Genomic DNA, 17,004 nt, shown 5'->3' on the forward strand with positions numbered 1-17,004 from the left:
ATTTAATGATAACGATACCTGAATCCCATGCTTGAATGGACTAATCCATTCAGCCTTGCGATTTAAGCGCAAACGGATTTGTGTCCGGTCTGACGTCCCCGGCAAGCAGCATGCGCAAAACTAACTGACACCATTCTAAACCTGCTTTGGCGTTCATAAGTCCTTTTTGCACTAAAATGTAGTCACCAAAGTTCTTACTGCCAAAATGTAAATCTTCTGCAGGAATGCGCTCCAGTATATCCTCCAAATGCTGGATTTTCTGAATGAAATGGCGTTTGCGTTCCTCCAGCATGCGGTTGGCACTGCTTTTGTCTGTCAACCAAAGGCAGAACAGTCGAAGACTTAATTCATCCCGTGTGATTGGAGCAGCCACCGATTCCTGAGACCATTGCTGAAGCATATGGATTCCCTTGTCGGTAATGGTGTATATTTTTTTATCAGGCTTGTCGGACTGTTGAATCCAGCGGGAGGCTAGTAGTTCCTTGCTCTCCATACGGGACAGCAGCGGATAAATCTGGCTGTGCTTGGCCTGCCAAAAAGGCTGGATACGCAACATCAGATCATAACCGGAGGATTCTTCTCTGGCGAGAAGCCCCAACAGACCATACGATAGTAAATTCATCGATCTTATCTCCTTCATCCATTATAGTAACGGTTGTAGCAGCTCTGTAACAGATATTCTGCAGCTTCATAAAAAGTGTACACTGAAACTGTATGGTTTGACAACTTTCACACAGAGCGTTCATCGATTTGTCTCCAATTGCTCTGATCATTTGGCCTGCACATATGATTTTTTTTTCATAAAAAAGGGGTGCCCCAAAAGCCATAGAAATGGCTATGGGGCGCCCCTTTGCTTAGAGAAGGATATTTGTCGGCACTTCAGATGAACGCTCCGCGAACAGACCGTTGTTCCAAGGACCAACGACAAGAGAATCGTTTTTATGGCTTTTGAAAAGCTTACTGCTGGTTTCCGTCAACGACAAGCGTTAACTCTCCGGTGTCCGGATGAATGACCATCCCGTGAACAGGTGTATTGGGCGGGAGAAGAGGGTGATTTTTGATAAGTTTCACAGTACTTCCGACCCCTTCCTCAATATTGTCAAAACCTTTCAGCCATTTGTTCAGCTTGATTCCCGAGTTTTCCAGCGTATTCAGCACTTCTTGCGAAATGCCGCGATCCAGCATTTCATTGACCATATGGTCGGCGTTCAGCGCAGCCATACCGCATTCATAGTGGCCTATAACGAGTACCTCGTCCGCTTCCAGCTCATACAGGGCGACCAGTACGCTACGCATTACACTTCCGAAAGGCTGGGAGATGATTGCACCGGCATTTTTAATAATTTTGACATCCCCGTTGCGCAGATTCATGGCTTTAGGCAGCAGCTCGGTTAGCCGTGTATCCATACACGTAATGATGACCATTCTTTTATTAGGGAACTTGCCTGTACGATAGGCCTCGTATTCCTTGTTTTCAACGAAAACACGATTGTATTCCAAAATCTCTTTGATGTGATCCACGATAGTTCCCTCCGTAACCTATTTATTTTTTAATTATGATTAGCGACAGACCAGCATGGAAGAAGCCTAATTCCGGTCAGCACAGGCCGTAAATCAGGCTTAATTCCTTTATCGATATGTAGTTCTGATGTCTTTTAAATGTGTATCAGAAGCTGGCTGTGCATGGTGTGTGTTGATTATACTTTTTAATATCATTATCATCAAGTATAAGCATTGTAAAGTTTTATCCATTTTTAGTTAAAGAGGTGACTTCAATAATGGAGCAACAGACGTTGGAGCAATTAACGGCATTAAAGGAGCTTTCTCACAAAATCAGCAGTTATGGCGAAGCAGTGGGGCTGCTGCACTGGGATTTACGTACAGGTGCTCCGCGTAAAGGTGTTGACATTCGTTCGGAAACGTTGGGGATATTGTCCACTGAAATGTTCAAGCTGATGATCTCGGATGAAATGGGACAATTGTTGCAATTTTTTGCCGCAGAGGACAAGCTGGAGCAATTGGAAGACAATGATCGCAGATTAGTGAACGAATGCCGTAAAGATTATGATCTGAATCGCTCGGTTCCGGCAGATCGTTACCGGGAATACAGCACTCTTGCTGCGCAGGCCGAGAGCAAATGGGAGGAAGCGAAGGGACACAGTGATTTTGCCGGATTCGAACCGTATCTGTCAAAAATCGTGGATATGAAGCGTGAATTCATCGGTTACTGGGGAATCAAGGACACGGAATATGACACGCTTTTGGATCAATATGAGCCGGGTATGACCGTTGAGAAGCTGGATGTCGTGTTTGATCGGCTTAAAAAGCGTCTTGTACCGTTATTGTCCAAAATCCAGGCTTCACCAAACCAGCCGGATAAGAGCTTTCTGGACGGTGTGTTTGATGTGAAGCAGCAGGAGAAGTTCAGCCTGTTTATTTTGGGACAAATGGGTTATGACTTTGACGCAGGTCGTTTGGATGAAAGTGTACATCCTTTTGCAACAGGATTAAATCCGGGTGATGTGCGCATAACAACACATTATTTGCAAGATGATGTGATCAGTGCTATTTTCAGTTCACTGCATGAAGGTGGTCATGCGTTGTATGAGCAAAATATTGCCCCTGAACTGGCAGGATCGCTCCTGTCAGGAGGAACCTCCATGGGGATTCATGAATCCCAGTCCCGCTTGTGGGAAAATAAAATCGGACGCAGTCGTGCTTTCTGGGATCGATATTACCAAGACTTGCAAATGCATTTTCCTGATCGTTTGGCGAAGGTTACGGCAGAGCAATTCTACCGGGCTGTTAACCGCGTGGAAAATTCATTAATTCGGATTGAAGCGGATGAGCTCACATATAACTTACATATCATTATCCGCTATGAAATTGAAAAAATGTTGTTTAATGATAAGCTGGATGTGAAGCGCCTTCCAGAGGTGTGGAATGCGAAATATAAGGAGTATCTGGGGCTTCTCCCGCCAAATGACGGGCTGGGCGTACTTCAGGACGTTCACTGGTCCGGTGGTGATTTTGGCTATTTTGCCTCTTACTCGCTTGGCAATATGTATGCGGCGCAAATTTTGGCGACGCTGCGCAAGGAGTTGCCGAACCTGGATGAGCTGATTGCTGCTGGAGAGCTTGAGCCGATCGGGCAATGGCTGACCGAACGGATTTATCGTTATGGCAAGAGCCGGACGCCGTCCGAGCTGATTGTAGCCATTACGGGTGAGGATCTGAACCCGGATTATCTTGCCGACTATCTGGAAGAAAAATATACATCCATATACGAGCTGTAATGTGATCCTATGTGCACCTACCCCGCGTTCCTGGGCGAACGCGGGGTTTTTAGATTATAGAATGGTTCAGCAGAGCTGAACGATTTTATAATCGCAAGAAAAACTTCCGCTAAACGCGGTCTGGCTTCCCTGAAAGTACGTCGCTGGACGTTTTTCTTATGTGCGATTAACCATTATATAGACAGATGCATAACAATATATGAAATCAACGATGAAAAAGGTGGGGAGGGAACAAGGATGAAAACCGGCGCTCGTTGCAAAGCTGTGGTGGCTGCGGCACTGCTCGGATTGTTGCTGCTCAGCGGGTGCGCACCCAAAGGGGAGCAGATGATTGAGATCAGACTGGGTGAGGTAGCCCGCACGGTCTTTTATGCGCCGCAGTATGTGGCCTTGAGCCAGGGGATGTTTGCTCAAGAGGGACTGGATGTCCAATTGGCGACCATTCCCGGTGGTGATAAGGCAATGACGGCGTTGCTGTCCAATCAGGCGGATATCGCACTGATTGGCGCAGAAACATCCATTTATGTGTATCAGCAAGGGGCAGAGGACCCTGTTATTAATTTTGCCCAACTGACACAGAAGGACGGAACGTTTCTGTTTGCTCGTCAAACGCAGGGGAGCTTTGACTGGGAAAAGCTGAAAAAACAAAATTTTCTGGGGCAACGCAAGGGTGGAATGCCACAAATGTCGCTGGAATTTACGCTGCGCAAGCACGGCATCGATCCTCGTCAGGATTTGAAGCTGATTCAAAATATTGATTTTGCCAACGTGGCCTCTGCTTTCGGCTCCGGGACAGGGAATTATGTGCAGTTGTTTGAGCCACAGGCATCTATTTTTGAAAAGGAAGGCCGTGGACGGGTAGTTGCCTCTATCGGTGTGGAGAGTGGCGAGCTGCCATACACGGTATATATGGCTAAACAAAGCTATCTGAACACGAATGCCGCGACTGCGCAAAAATTTACAAACGCTGTATACCGGGCCCAGCAGTGGATTGCTACACATTCACCTGAACAGATTGCCGAGGCGATTACGCCCTTTTTCAAGGATACAGATTTGGCGATTCTGACGAGCAGTATCAAGCGTTATAAGGAACAAGATACCTATGCTTTGAACCCGATTATTGAAGAAAAGGAATGGAAGAATTTACAGGATGTCATGAGCTCGGCGGGAGAGCTGAAAAGCCCTGTTGCACTGGATAAGCTGGTGAATACGAGCTTTGCACAGCAGGCCATTTCGGCAGATTCTGCCGAAAACACCGACTCGTCTGCAAAAGCGAGCAAGACCGAAGCTGCGGATGCAGGTGCCGACACCGGAGGTTCGCCATGATCGAGGATCGAGGCGATCACCCTTCGGATGTATCGGTCCCGATGGTGAGACTGGAGCAAGTGACGCATGTGTATGTAACGGATCGGGAAGCTTCGCTGGCGGTTGAGCATATTGATTTTTCCGTGGCGGCAGGAGAATTCGTCAGCTTGGTCGGCCCGAGCGGTTGTGGCAAAACGACGATTCTGTCCATGATCGCCGGGCTGCTACGTCCAGCAGCGGGCCAGGTGCTGCTGCAAGGACGGCCAGTAAACGGCCCGAGCCCGGAGGTTGGCTATATGCTACAGCAGGACTATCTGTTCCCTTGGCGGACGATTATGGATAACGCTTTGCTGGGTCTGGAGCTGGGCAAAAGGGTAGATGAGGCTTCGCGCGAGCAGACACGGCTGCTGCTGGAGAGCATGGGCCTGGGAGGGAAGGAGCATCTGCATCCGTCCCAGCTGTCTGGAGGAATGCGCCAGCGTGTGGCGCTGGTGAGAACGCTGGCGACCAATCCGGGACTGCTGCTGCTGGATGAGCCGTTCTCTGCGCTGGATTATCAGACCAAGCTGCAACTGGAAGACCTGATTGCCGAAACCTTGCGTAAGCGGGGAAAGACAGCTATTTTGGTTACACACGATTTGGCCGAGGCGATTGCGGTCAGCGACCGAATTATTGTGCTGGGCCGTAATCCGGGCCATATCCGGCGTACCTTCGACATTCCAGAATCCATTCGAGAAGCTCAACCTTTTTATGCACGTGAGCAGCCGGGCTTTAATGAGCTTTTTCATGAAATATGGGGCGAACTGGAGGTTTCGGGAGCAAAGGAGTGAGTTGAACCATGAGGGATGAAGAGGATCGGCTTGAGCAACGCTGGATTCAAGAATTGCACCAGAAGTATCGGCTTGACAGGCGTTCGCAGCGGCGATTGGTGACAGGCGTACAGACAGCTATTTTATTGCTTTTATTTGTACTATGGGAAATTGCAGGCCGGATGAAGTGGATTGATGTACTATTGTTCAGCTTCCCGAGCAAAATATTCACTCAGATTGGCAAGGATGCGGTCAGCGGTGAGCTATGGGGGCATGTCGGCGTTACGGTGGGAGAGACTATGGCAGGTTTTTTACTCGGGACGCTGTTAGGCACACTGTTAGCTGTACTTATCTGGTGGTCTCCGTTTTTGTCGAAGGTGCTGGACCCCTATATGGTCGTGTTCAACAGCATGCCCAAGGTGGCACTAGGGCCGATTTTTATCGTCATGTTTGGGGCGGGGTTTACGGCTATCCTCATGACGACCCTCTCCATTACAGTTATTATTACGACGTTGGTCGTGTATAACAGCTTTCAGGAGGTCGATTCGAATCTGATCAAGGTGGTGCGCACGTTTGGGGGATCGCGGCGCGATGCGTTCCAAAAAGTGATTTTGCCTGCATCCTTCCCCGCTATCGTCTCTACGCTGAAAGTGAATGTGGGTATGGCATGGGTTGGCGTGATTGTCGGTGAATTTCTGGTGGCCAAAAACGGGCTGGGCTATTTGATTATTTATGGTTTTCAGGTATTCAATTTTACGCTGGTGATGTCCAGTCTGCTGATCATTGCCATCGTAGCCACGCTGATGTATCAGGCGGTCGTGTATGTGGAGCAACGCCTGTTGTCCGGTCGTCCTCATCGGTAAAAATAAAATTTCTGAACATTTGTGTAAAACATGAAAATAAAGTACCATGAAAATGAAATTACTTAAAATTTATGAATACGAGCATTTTGCATAAATGCTGACACAGATTTCATCTAGAGAGGACAGAGTTTTTTCATGGGCTTTCGTACAATTAAAACGGCTATTGCCGCATTAATGGCCGTACTCATTGCGGATGGTTTTGGCATTCATGGAGCTACCTCGGCAGGGCTTTTGGCTATTTTGGGGGTGGATGTCACACGCAAGAGAAGCCTCCGTACCATTTCAGCGAGATTTTTTGCATCCGTTGTGGGGCTTCTTTTTGCTTGTGTTTTATTTGTTGTTTTCGGATTCCATGATTGGGTTCTGGCATTATATATCTTGACAGCGTTCCCGGTCATTGTACGCGTAGGCTTCAAGGAAGGGATCGTCACGGGATCGGTTGTCGTTTTTCGTGTATTCAGCGGCGGTGTGATTGATATGGAGGTGCTTCTGACCCAACTGGCTCTGCTCGTTATTGGACTGGGCTCTGCCATGGTGGTCAATTTGGCCTATATGCCGCGTTCCGATAACACGATGCAGCAAATTCGGCAGGAGGTTGATCGGACATTTTCCGTGATATTCAGAAATATGGCCAATACGCTGCGCAGTCCGGCATACATATGGGATGGCAAGGAAATTATTGAAGCGAACAGCGTCATCGCCAAAGGGGTAACCGAGGCGAGCCGTTCATTGGAAAATCAGATGCTTCGTCCCCAAGAGGGCTGGAATGTGTACTTTTATATGCGCAGGGAGCAGCTGGATTCGATTCAAAATATGATGCAGCTGATCGCGCAAATGTACCAGCACATGCCACAGGCCAAGCTTCTGGCCGAGCTGTTCGACCAGCTTAGCAATGATGTTTTGGCCGGACATTATACAGGTCAGACCGAGAAGCTGCTGGAACAGGTTCGTGAGGAATTTAAAGAAATGGAGCTCCCCGCGACACGGGAGGAGTTCGAGATTCGTTCGGCACTCTTGCAGCTTACGCATGAGCTGTATCAGTATTTGAAAATCGCCAAAAAGGACAAGGCCCCTACTCCGGTGAAAAATTAGAGTAAAGGCCTTTAGCGGCTGCTGTCTAATGATGGACAGTGGCTTTTTCTTGTTCAATAATGGCAGAGGCCGTAGTAGGCAGGGAACGTTTGCGCCGAATACGTCCTGTGATCCATAGGGCAATGCTGATCAGGCCAGGATAGAGCATTGCCCAGCCGACAAAGGGAAAAACGACCGCTGTTGAGATGAACGACACGGAGCAGATCGCGACACCCCAGCGACTGCCCCGTAGAAGCTTAATTCCCGCCGCACAGCCGCCGAGATAGGTCAGAATGAAGGTGGCGTTCGGGAACTGGATGAGGTTGGTAAGTGAAACGGCGCCACTACTGTACAGAGACATAATGATCACGAAGCAAACGGTAAGAAAAGCGATGCCCCCGATCGGTGTATGGAAACGTCGGGATAATATGCCCATCCAGCCAAAGGCGTGTCCTTGTCGGGATAAAGCATACGCGACCCGAGAAGCGGCACCAACATAAGCAATAATCGTTGCAGTACAAATAAAGATACCCGTCAAGCCCGCGATGACTGCGCCCCATGGACCGATAGCTCGGCTGATCACCCACACAAGGGAAGCATCCGAACCTCCCGCAAGGTAGCTTTGTGTCCCGATCGTAGCCAATGCAGTCAGGAAATAAAGCAGCCCAACGATGATAGCAGCAATGGTTACACCTTTAACAGCCGCTCGCTGGGGATTGGTAAATTCCTCTGACATATGGGATACGGCCTCCCAGCCGATGAAGCACCAGAACAGAATCGCGGCTGCTTGACCGACAGGGAGCCAGCCATGAGGAACGAAGGGGATGAAATGTACGCTTTTCATCTGGGGAAGTGCTGCGGCAATGGCGAATATTAGGACAGCGACAATTGCAATGACGACAGCAATCTGAATGCGTCCAGCCACCTTCATGCCGATCCAGTTGATCACCAGCCCCACAGCCAGCATGGCAGCGGCTAGTATAATTCGGCTTTCCTCTCCCCAGCCCATGGCAGCGGTCATATAGCCAGCTCCGGTGAGTGCGGCAACAGGTGCCCCAATCGGAACGGACATGAGAAAAAACCATCCGATATAAGCACCGGCACGTGGTGAAAAGGCCAGCGTGACAAAATGCGATACCCCTCCTGCATTCGGAAATTTGGCGGATAAGAGGCCCATCGACAGTGCCATTGGCAAGATGAGCAGGGTCATAAAGCCCCATGCCAGCAGTGATGCCGGTCCTGCCATTTGGGCGGCAAGACCGGGTACAATCAATATACCCGAACCCAGCACAGCTCCGATATAGAGCGCAATGGCCTGTGGAAGACCAATGGTGGATTGTAGCTTGTGTTGATTTGTCATGCAGAAAATCCTTCTTTCTCTTGTCATTTCCTTCAGCTTATCAGATAATCAATCTATCGGAAAAACGGAATATAATGATAGATTGCATCGAAAAAAACGATGGAAGGAGTAGATTATGGAATCACGCCATTTATTTACGTTTTTAAATGTGGTTGAAGCTGGCAGTTTTACACGAGCGGCGCGTATATTGGATTATGCACAGTCGAGTATCACGGCTCAAATCCAAACGCTGGAAACCGAGCTGGGTACGCCGTTGTTTGACCGCATTGGCAAGAAAATTATGCTGACGGATGCCGGACGGCGTCTGCTGCCCTATGCGCAGGAAATTTCCAAGATGCATGCGATGGCCAAGGATGCGCTTTGTTCAGAAACGGAGCTGACGGGCACGCTGAAAATTGGAGCGCCAGAGTCGCTGGCTGCTTTTCGGTTGCCGGGCTTGATTCGTGAGTACAGGGAGAGGTATTCGAAGGTTAAAATCGTTCTTAAGCCCGGCGAATGCTGGGAATTACGCGATATGGTCCGCTCCGGCGAGCTGGATTTGGCTTTTTTGCTTCAGCCTGAGACGGAGGACAGGGAGCTGCATGTGACCACGCTCATCCACGAGCCAATGGCACTGGTCGCGCCACTTAAGCATTCACTGACTACTTATACAAGGGTAGAGCCTTGCGATTTAAAGGATGAAACCATTTTGCATACGGAATCCGGCTGTACGTACCGTATTTTGTTTGAGCAGTATTTGAACAGACACGGTATTTTTGCGGACCCGAGTCTGGAGTTTTGGAGCATTGAAGCCATCAAGCAATGTGTCATGGCTGGCTTGGGGATTGCGCTGCTTCCGCTGGTCACGGTACAAAATGAGCTGCGTGAAGGGAAAATGACACGCTTGGCGTGGGACGACAGTGAGCAACAGGTGGCTACTCAGGTCACTTATCATACGAAAAAATGGAGATCCCCGGCACTCAGTGAATTTTTACAGATATTAGAGCAGCATGTGGCACATTGGCGTGCATGAGTTCAAGCCATTGCGGCATATGCTTATACAAATAATATTTTTTCCTTTTCGCCTATTCACTCAACATTCGCCCACAACCTGCATACATATGTATGGAATGATTGATTGTATGGAGGAGGTTCAAGAATGGCATTAAGTCATAAAAATCGTAGAGAGATTATTACTAAAGCGATCTGTGGAAAAGGTCGCAGATTCTCTACCGTAACCCATACCGTAACTCCGCCCAATAGTCCAACCAGCATTTTGGGGGCATGGATTATTAACCACCAGTATGAAGCTGTGGCGGCCGGGGACGGCATTGAGGTCGTCGGGACGTATGACATCAATATTTGGTACTCATACGATAAAAACTCGCAGACCGATGTGGCTAAGGAAACGGTGTCGTACGTGGAACATGTGCCGCTTTCGTATCTTGATCCGAAGCATCGGGCATCTACAGTGGAAGTATCCGCCGAAGCTACACAGGAGCCGAGCTGCGTTGAGGCCAGTGTATCTTCCGGGGGCGGCAGCGTAATGATCCGGGTCGAGCGGGAATTTGCGGTGGAGCTGGTGGCGGAAACGAAAATTGTTGTGGAAGTATTCCCGAATGGCAGCAGTGATGATTTTGACAAGGATTATGATTTTGGAGCGGAAGAAGGGGACTATGAGGAGCTCGACCCCGACCTCATTGACGACGAGCTCTGACGGAGGTAAACAAAAAGAGGGCCGCTTTACTCTTTGCGCCGGCTGATTCTGCGCAGGGGGCAAAGGCCCTCCTTTTTGTTGTTATGCAGATAATCCATACGTAATCCGTAGGGAGGGAAGCATGATGCAGCAGCCGGGACAGGCGCTCAGACGCTTTAGACAGATGCCGAATGATGAAAAAAAGCGCAGGCTGGAGCGTTCGGGTATACGAGTTTGTTGGATGGATGACAACACAGCGGATTTTGCGATAGGCTATGCAGCGCAAATCCATCAATTGCAGGTGCTGGAAATTCGAAGACGTACCATTCCAGGGCGTTTCCATAAAGACCTTTTCCATGAAGGCCGTCCCGAAGTTCACGCATATGATCCGTCTGCGCTGGATCGTAATTCACAGCTATACATCCGGATGGAGCGGCTGGCAGTGCGTGCGCTGTACACACTTGGTTTGGATAGCGGTGAGGTAGTGCTGACGCTGCTGGGGGAGCGCAGCTGTCAGGTGCGTGATGTTGAGGCACAGCCATGGCTGAATGACAGACGCTTGGATGCGCTTTATGAAGCTGCAGCGCGTGAAGAAGAGGCTCAGGAAGAGGGATTTCTAGCGGAACACGGGAGAAATCGGCTGCTGATCGGCATGGACCCCGAATTTTTGCTGGTTCGGATGCCCGAGGGACGGATAGTTCCGGCCTCAAGGTATTTGAGCCGCATTGGCGTGGCAGGCTGCGATGCCGTATCGCGCCGAGGACGGACGCTATATCCAGTGGCTGAACTTCGTCCTGCACCGAGTGGCGATCCAGCCCTACTGCTGAAGCACCTGCGTCAAGCTTTTGCAACAGCAGCCCGGCGTATTGCCGACCGAACGCTCATCTGGCAGGCAGGAGGGATGCCACAACCGGGCTTTCCTCTGGGCGGACATCTGCATTTCAGCGGGGTTCCGCTAAACGGGGCGCTGCTGCGGACGCTGGACAATTATTTGGCGCTGCCTTTGGCGCTGCTGGAAGACAAGCGCGCGGCTCGGCGCAGACCACATTATGGAAATTTGGGAGACTTTCGCCGTCAGTCGTACGGAGGCTTCGAATATCGAACTCTGCCCAGCTTTCTGGTATCGCCTCAGCTGGCAAAAGGCGTAATTGGAATGGCTTTTCTTATCGCGTCTCAATACTCTCGTTTGCAGCGAAGCCCGCTGGATGAGGAGGAGGCTCACCGGGCCTTTTATGAAGGAAACCAGATTTTACTTAAGGAGTATATGGAGCCTCTTATTCCCGATATCGTTTCACTAGAGGTATATCCGCAATATGAAGCTTATATCGGTCCTTTGCTGGATAGCCTCCACAAGGGAAAGCAGTGGGATGAGTCGCGGGATCTGCGTCCATTTTGGAAACTTTCGTAAAATCAGCCGGCGACGGCCGGGATGCTTTCATGTTATCGACTGTCATTTTTGTTATAATGATAGGTAATGCAAGTTTTAACGGAAAAGTGTGGGGGTTAGCAAACAATGTCCAATTATACACCGATGATTCAGCAATATTTATCTATAAAAGAGCAGGCCAAAGACGCATTTTTGTTTTTCCGCCTGGGAGATTTTTACGAGATGTTTTTTGACGATGCCATTCTTGCATCCAAAGAGCTGGAAATTACACTTACAGGCCGTGAGGGTGGCGCCACGGAAAAAATTCCGATGTGCGGCGTGCCTTACCATTCGGCGGAAAATTACATACAGCGCCTTATTGAGAAGGGCTATAAGGTAGCCATCTGTGAACAAATGGAGGAAGCCTCAGCTACGAAGGGGATGGTGCGGCGGGATATCGTCCGCGTTGTGACTCCGGGTACGGTCATGGAAGGCAAGGCGCTGGGCGACAAGTCCAACAACTACATGGTCTGTGTTACGGAGACGGCCGGGATGCTGGCATTGGCGGCGTGCGACTTGTCGACAGGTGAGCTGTATGTGACCTCAGTGCCAGATTCGAAAGAATGGCTGCTGGATGAAATCAACATTTATGAGCCGTCCGAGATGTTAGGGGATGGTCATCTGCTCGATTTTGTGACATCCCGTCTGTCACCTGTTGGGCGGCGTGTTGTCTATACAGCCTGGGACAAGTCCAAGGATGATCTTGTGCGAGATCAATTTGGCGAAGCTGCGTGGGCAAGGCTTACGGAGGAACGCAGACAGTGTGTATCGCGTCTGATTGCTTATTTGAATGAAACGCAAAAAAGATCGCTCGGCCAGTTAACCCAAATCTCGGTGTATGAGCCGAACCATTTTATGATTCTGGACCCGTTTACCCGTCGGAACCTGGAGCTGGTAGAGACGGTCCGTGAACGCTCGAAGAAAGGCTCGCTGCTGTGGCTGCTGGATCGGACGGAGACATCGATGGGAGCGCGTCTGCTCCGCCGCTGGATCGACAAGCCGCTGCTGAACAGCCATATGATTGAGGAACGGCTGGAGGCGGTAGACAAGCTATACCACCAGTTCATTTTCCGTGAAGATGTGCGTGCCCAGCTCAAAGAGATTTACGATCTGGAGCGTCTGGTTGGGCGTATTGCCTTTGGCAGCGCTAATGCACGCGATCTGATCGCTCTTAAGCTGTCGCTGGCCCGGATTCCGGGTTTGCGCGAGCTGTGCGCCGAATCGCCTTCACAGACGCTGAGACGAATTGCCCAAACGCTGGACAGCTGTACAGACCTGTGCGCGTTGATTGAGGAGGCGGTAGCGGATGAGCCGCCAATCTCCGTAAGGGACGGGGGGATCATTAAGGAAGGCTATCATCAGCGCCTGGATGAGCTGCGGGAGGCGAGTGTGAATGGCAAGCGCTGGATCGCCGAGCTGGAGGCCAAGGAACGTGCAGCAACGGGCATTCGGTCGCTCAAAATTGGATACAACAAAGTGTTTGGCTATTATATCGAGGTGACCAAATCCAATTTGGCCTCATTACCGGAAGGGCGGTATGAACGCAAACAGACGCTGGCGAACGCAGAACGGTATATTACCCCAGAGCTGAAGGAAAAGGAATCCTTGATTTTGGAAGCGGAAGATAAAATGGTCGATCTGGAGTACACGCTTTTCTCCGAGCTTCGCAGTAAGCTGAACGCTGAAATTCCCCGTCTGCAAAAGCTGGCGGAGCAGGTGGCTGAAATTGACGTATATCAGTCCATGGCATCCGTGAGTGCAGAGCGCGGCTTTGTGAAGCCTGAACTGACAACGGGGTACGATTTTGTGGTCGAGCAGGGGCGGCATCCCGTTGTGGAAGCTGTAATGAAGGATGGCAGTTTTATCGCCAACGGCACTGCGCTGGAGGAAGCGGATGCGCATATTTTACTGATCACGGGTCCAAACATGGCTGGTAAAAGTACGTATATGCGTCAGGTCGCACTCATTGCAATTATGGCTCAAATTGGTTGCTTCGTCCCGGCTGCACGTGCTAAAGTACCGATGCTGGATCGCATTTTCACGCGTATCGGCGCGGCGGATGATCTCATCGGCGGGCAGAGTACGTTTATGGTGGAAATGGCTGATATCCAAGTGATGACGGACAAGGCGACTCCACGAAGCTTGATCATTATCGATGAACTGGGACGCGGTACGTCCACAAGTGAGGGGATGGCGATTGCACAGGCGGTTATCGAATTTGTCCATGACATAATCGGCTGTAAAGCGCTGGTGTCTACGCATTTCCATGAGCTGGCTCATTTGGAGCAAAGTCTGTCTTCGCTGCGGAATTACTCCATGGCAGTACAGGAAAGCGGAGACAAGGTAAACTTCCTGCGTAAGCTAATACAGGGAGCAGCCAGCAGCAGTTATGGTATTTATTGTGCCCGGCTGGCAGGTTTGCCAACTGATATTATTGAGCGTGCAAATGGGCTATTGCATGGCTTTGAACAAGCGGCAGCCCAAGTAACGGCAGGCACTGAGACCGTAGCGGGAGCAAAGGAAGCAACAGCTCATCGTGCACTCTCGGGGACAGGGGCGGTTTCTTCTTTGAATGGGAACAATTCAGCCCAGACGTTGCGAGAACAGGGAGCAACCGCATCACAAGCCCAGTCTTTATCGCAGCAAGCCACTCTTGTAAAAGAGGATACTGTACAGGCTACGGAAGATTCCAGCGCGTTAGTGCAGGAAGCAACCGGAGTGATCCAGCTGTCTATTTTTGGAGAGCAGGAGCTTGCCCCGGTCAAGTCGCAGTCCGAGTCAGAGACGGCTGAGGCTAATCCGGTTGTACGCCAAATTTTGCGCAAGGTGAAAAATGCTGATGTTATGAACATGACTCCCTTGCAGGCGATGCAGCTGTTAAACGAATTAAAAAACAAGGCCAACGGCCTGTAGTGAAAATAAATGACGTGATTAATTTCTTGTTTTTCATCACACTTTGAGTCAGGAGGAGGTTCAAAGGATGTCTAAAATTCGGGTACTGGATGAGCATATTGCGAACCAGATTGCTGCTGGCGAGGTCGTGGAACGTCCGTCCTCCGTCGTGAAGGAACTGGTGGAAAATGCGATTGATGCAGGCGGTACGCGTGTGGACGTATCTGTGGAAGAAGGCGGGCTGCAAAGTATCCGGGTTACGGATAACGGCAGCGGCATTGAGCCTGAAGACGTGGAAACGGCGTTCTATCGCCATGCGACCAGCAAAATCGGACATGGCCGCGACCTGTTCCAGATTACGAGTCTGGGCTTTCGGGGTGAGGCGCTGCCAAGTATCGCCGCTGTATCGAAAGTGGAGCTGCTTACGGCAGCCGGTGACGATGGGCGTGCGCGTAAATTGGTGATTGAGGGCGGCAAGCTGATGCTTCACGAGGATGCCGCCGCCCGGCAAGGCACGGATTTTACCGTTCGGGAGCTGTTTTATAATACGCCAGCACGGCTGAAATATATGAAAACGATCCAGACGGAGCTGGGGCACATTTCGGATGTGCTGTACCGAATGGCGCTCTCGCACCCGGAAGTTGCCTTTACCTTGCGACATAACGGAAATACATTGCTGCAAACGCTGGGCAATGGTGATCTATTGCAGGTGATTGCCGCGATTTACGGAACTTCTGCGGCGAAGTCCATGCTGCCCCTGGAAGGAGAGAGCCTCGATTACCGTATAAGCGGCTTTGTCAGTCGACCGGAGTGGACCAGATCGAATCGGAAAGCGATTTCAACCGTAGTGAATGGTCGCTTTGTGCGCAGCTACGGGCTCAATCAGGCGCTGCTTAAGGCGTATCATACGCTGCTGCCGATTAATCGTTTTCCGCTGGCAGTGATCCAGCTGGAGATGCATCCTTCATTGGTAGATGTTAACGTTCATCCCGCCAAGCTGGAGGTGAGGTTTAGCAAGGAAACCGAACTGTTTCAGCTGGTTGAGGATTCGGTAAAAGCTGTTTTAGGGCAGCAGGTGCTGATTCCGAAGGCAGTCAAGCGCGAAATCGGCGGCAAGGATAGTGGCTCGTTTGTACAGGAGCAGTTCCATTTCTCGAAGGGACATAGTACTGGATATGACACAGAAAATGATACGGGAAATAACCCGGAAGATGCTGCTTCTTCCGGCAAAGACCGGGGACTGGCACAGCCGCTTTCTGTGGCCTCGCTAAAGGGGCAGGAACCGCGGCAATCCAATCGCTTGAACGGGAATGAGGAGAAAAGCAGGGTTAGCCCGGAGCGTGAGCAGCGACCGTATAGAGAGGGCGTTCCTGCCATTGACCGGGCAAGAGCTCTTCCAGGGACAAGTGTCAGCGATGAGGAGCTGAATGCAGATTTTGTGGATGAAAACAATGGAAGCGTAGGCGGATCACTCCCTGATTCTGCTATGCAGTTGCCCGGTACTGAGGGGATGCAAGGTGATAAGGCTGTAATGGGTACATCTTCCGTATATAGCGGAGCTGTTCAGGAAACGGCCGTCTCTGCCGCCTATCACACTTCTGTGGCTCCGAGTGCAGGAAATGCTGCGGACTCGCGCTATTTCGCCGATGAGAAGCCACGTCAGCCACGGCTGAATGCCGAGCAGCTGGCAGCGATGTCTGGTGAAGCTCCCGAGCTGCCCACTTTCCCTGAGCTGAATTTAATTGGTCAGCATCATGGAACTTATCTGATTGCGCAGAACGATCAGGGTTTGTATTTAATTGATCAGCATGCTGCGCATGAACGGGTTAATTACGAGTTTTATTATGAAAAGTTTGGAAAACCCGAGTCCGTATCGCAGGAGCTCCTCCTGCCGATTACACTGGATTTTACGCCTTCTGAGACGGAAAAGTTGAAAACGAGGCTACACTGGTTTGAACAGGCGGGAGTGTATTTGGAGCATTTTGGCGGTCAAACCTTCCGTGTCAGCTCTTATCCATATTGGCTTCCCAAGGGGGAAGAAGCGGATGTCATTGAGGAAATGGCCGGATGGGTACTGGAGGAAAAAGCCATTGATCTTGCCAAGCTGCGTGAGGCAGCCTCGATTATGTGCTCCTGCCGAGCTTCGATCAAAGCCAATCAGAAGCTGACCGATCGACAGGCTGTCGTCCTGCTGGAGCGTTTGGCAGCGTGCAAACAACCGTACACTTGCCCCCATGGGCGTCCTATCGTCGTTTCCTTTTCCACTTATGATTTGGAGAAGTTGTTTAAAAGAGTAATGTAAGGGAG

At 50.4% G+C, this 17,004-nt stretch carries 13 protein-coding genes; 10 read left to right on the forward strand and 3 right to left on the reverse strand.

The window, feature by feature from the left end; all coding sequences use genetic code 11:
* Positions 1 to 49 precede the first annotated feature (49 nt).
* Complete coding sequence (locus tag BAZ21_RS10545) at positions 50 to 622, reverse strand: PadR family transcriptional regulator (protein WP_068499725.1); 573 nt, start codon at positions 620 to 622, stop codon at positions 50 to 52.
* A gap of 335 nt (positions 623 to 957) precedes the next feature.
* Positions 958 to 1,521, reverse strand: coding sequence for a beta-class carbonic anhydrase (locus tag BAZ21_RS10550; protein WP_068499727.1), 564 nt, complete (start codon positions 1,519 to 1,521; stop codon positions 958 to 960).
* Between the two features lie 257 nt (positions 1,522 to 1,778).
* Between BAZ21_RS10550 and BAZ21_RS10555 the strand changes: the two genes are divergently transcribed.
* The 5 genes from BAZ21_RS10555 to BAZ21_RS10575 all read left to right on the forward strand — a co-directional run bounded on the left by BAZ21_RS10555 (position 1,779) and on the right by BAZ21_RS10575 (position 7,365).
* Positions 1,779 to 3,296: a carboxypeptidase M32 gene (locus BAZ21_RS10555; RefSeq protein WP_068499730.1), complete on the forward strand. Its 1,518-nt coding sequence runs from the start codon at positions 1,779 to 1,781 to the stop codon at positions 3,294 to 3,296.
* Between the two features lie 237 nt (positions 3,297 to 3,533).
* Entirely contained in the window at positions 3,534 to 4,622 is a 1,089-nt protein-coding gene (locus BAZ21_RS10560; protein WP_068499733.1) for an ABC transporter substrate-binding protein, read from the forward strand.
* The gene (locus BAZ21_RS10565) at positions 4,619 to 5,431 is read left to right on the forward strand and encodes an ABC transporter ATP-binding protein (protein WP_068499736.1); all 813 of its coding nucleotides are present in this window, start codon (positions 4,619 to 4,621) and stop codon (positions 5,429 to 5,431) included. The genes BAZ21_RS10560 and BAZ21_RS10565 overlap by 4 nt, the downstream gene beginning before the upstream one ends.
* 8 nt (positions 5,432 to 5,439) lie before the next feature.
* Positions 5,440 to 6,273 carry an ABC transporter permease gene (locus BAZ21_RS10570; protein WP_068499739.1) on the forward strand — a complete coding sequence of 278 codons (834 nt, stop codon included), beginning with the start codon at positions 5,440 to 5,442 and terminating at the stop codon, positions 6,271 to 6,273.
* A gap of 135 nt (positions 6,274 to 6,408) precedes the next feature.
* On the forward strand, positions 6,409 to 7,365 hold the full coding sequence (locus BAZ21_RS10575) for an aromatic acid exporter family protein (RefSeq protein ID WP_068499741.1): 957 nt from the start codon (positions 6,409 to 6,411) through the stop codon (positions 7,363 to 7,365).
* A 25-nt stretch (positions 7,366 to 7,390) separates the two neighbouring features.
* Here BAZ21_RS10575 and BAZ21_RS10580 read toward each other — a convergent pair whose 3' ends face one another.
* Positions 7,391 to 8,704: an amino acid permease gene (locus BAZ21_RS10580; protein WP_068499744.1), complete on the reverse strand. Its 1,314-nt coding sequence runs from the start codon at positions 8,702 to 8,704 to the stop codon at positions 7,391 to 7,393.
* Between the two features lie 115 nt (positions 8,705 to 8,819).
* Between BAZ21_RS10580 and BAZ21_RS10585 the strand changes: the two genes are divergently transcribed.
* The 5 genes from BAZ21_RS10585 to mutL all read left to right on the forward strand — a co-directional run bounded on the left by BAZ21_RS10585 (position 8,820) and on the right by mutL (position 16,999).
* A complete protein-coding gene (locus tag BAZ21_RS10585) occupies positions 8,820 to 9,716 on the forward strand; it encodes a LysR family transcriptional regulator (RefSeq protein ID WP_068499748.1) in 897 nt (298 codons plus the stop codon).
* A 126-nt stretch (positions 9,717 to 9,842) separates the two neighbouring features.
* The gene (locus tag BAZ21_RS10590; RefSeq protein ID WP_068499751.1) at positions 9,843 to 10,400 is read left to right on the forward strand and encodes an outer spore coat protein CotE; all 558 of its coding nucleotides are present in this window, start codon (positions 9,843 to 9,845) and stop codon (positions 10,398 to 10,400) included.
* A 121-nt stretch (positions 10,401 to 10,521) separates the two neighbouring features.
* Entirely contained in the window at positions 10,522 to 11,787 is a 1,266-nt protein-coding gene (locus tag BAZ21_RS10595; protein ID WP_068499753.1) for a putative amidoligase domain-containing protein, read from the forward strand.
* Positions 11,788 to 11,892: 105 nt separating this feature from the next.
* A complete protein-coding gene (gene mutS / locus BAZ21_RS10600) occupies positions 11,893 to 14,718 on the forward strand; it encodes a DNA mismatch repair protein MutS (RefSeq protein WP_068499756.1) in 2,826 nt (941 codons plus the stop codon).
* Between the two features lie 67 nt (positions 14,719 to 14,785).
* Positions 14,786 to 16,999, forward strand: a complete 2,214-nt coding sequence (mutL, locus tag BAZ21_RS10605; protein WP_068499760.1) for a DNA mismatch repair endonuclease MutL — start codon at positions 14,786 to 14,788, stop codon at positions 16,997 to 16,999.
* The last annotated feature ends 5 nt before the right edge of the window (positions 17,000 to 17,004 follow it).

Source organism: Paenibacillus kribbensis (assembly GCF_001705305.1).
GTDB classification, from domain to species: domain Bacteria; phylum Bacillota; class Bacilli; order Paenibacillales; family Paenibacillaceae; genus Paenibacillus; species Paenibacillus kribbensis_B.

What these genes read in the sequence shown, in the direction of transcription:
- mutL (WP_068499760.1), top strand. Translation starts at nt 14,786, where the DNA reads ATGTCTAAAATTCGGGTACTGGATGAGCATATTGCGAACCAGATTGCT.
- BAZ21_RS10570 (WP_068499739.1), top strand. Translation starts at nt 5,440, where the DNA reads ATGAGGGATGAAGAGGATCGGCTTGAGCAACGCTGGATTCAAGAATTG.
- BAZ21_RS10590 (WP_068499751.1), top strand. Translation starts at nt 9,843, where the DNA reads ATGGCATTAAGTCATAAAAATCGTAGAGAGATTATTACTAAAGCGATC.
- mutS (WP_068499756.1), top strand. Translation starts at nt 11,893, where the DNA reads ATGTCCAATTATACACCGATGATTCAGCAATATTTATCTATAAAAGAG.
- BAZ21_RS10565 (WP_068499736.1), top strand. Translation starts at nt 4,619, where the DNA reads ATGATCGAGGATCGAGGCGATCACCCTTCGGATGTATCGGTCCCGATG.
- BAZ21_RS10560 (WP_068499733.1), top strand. Translation starts at nt 3,534, where the DNA reads ATGAAAACCGGCGCTCGTTGCAAAGCTGTGGTGGCTGCGGCACTGCTC.
- BAZ21_RS10545 (WP_068499725.1), bottom strand. Translation starts at nt 622, where the DNA reads ATGAATTTACTATCGTATGGTCTGTTGGGGCTTCTCGCCAGAGAAGAA.
- BAZ21_RS10575 (WP_068499741.1), top strand. Translation starts at nt 6,409, where the DNA reads ATGGGCTTTCGTACAATTAAAACGGCTATTGCCGCATTAATGGCCGTA.
- BAZ21_RS10585 (WP_068499748.1), top strand. Translation starts at nt 8,820, where the DNA reads ATGGAATCACGCCATTTATTTACGTTTTTAAATGTGGTTGAAGCTGGC.
- BAZ21_RS10580 (WP_068499744.1), bottom strand. Translation starts at nt 8,704, where the DNA reads ATGACAAATCAACACAAGCTACAATCCACCATTGGTCTTCCACAGGCC.
- BAZ21_RS10555 (WP_068499730.1), top strand. Translation starts at nt 1,779, where the DNA reads ATGGAGCAACAGACGTTGGAGCAATTAACGGCATTAAAGGAGCTTTCT.
- BAZ21_RS10595 (WP_068499753.1), top strand. Translation starts at nt 10,522, where the DNA reads ATGATGCAGCAGCCGGGACAGGCGCTCAGACGCTTTAGACAGATGCCG.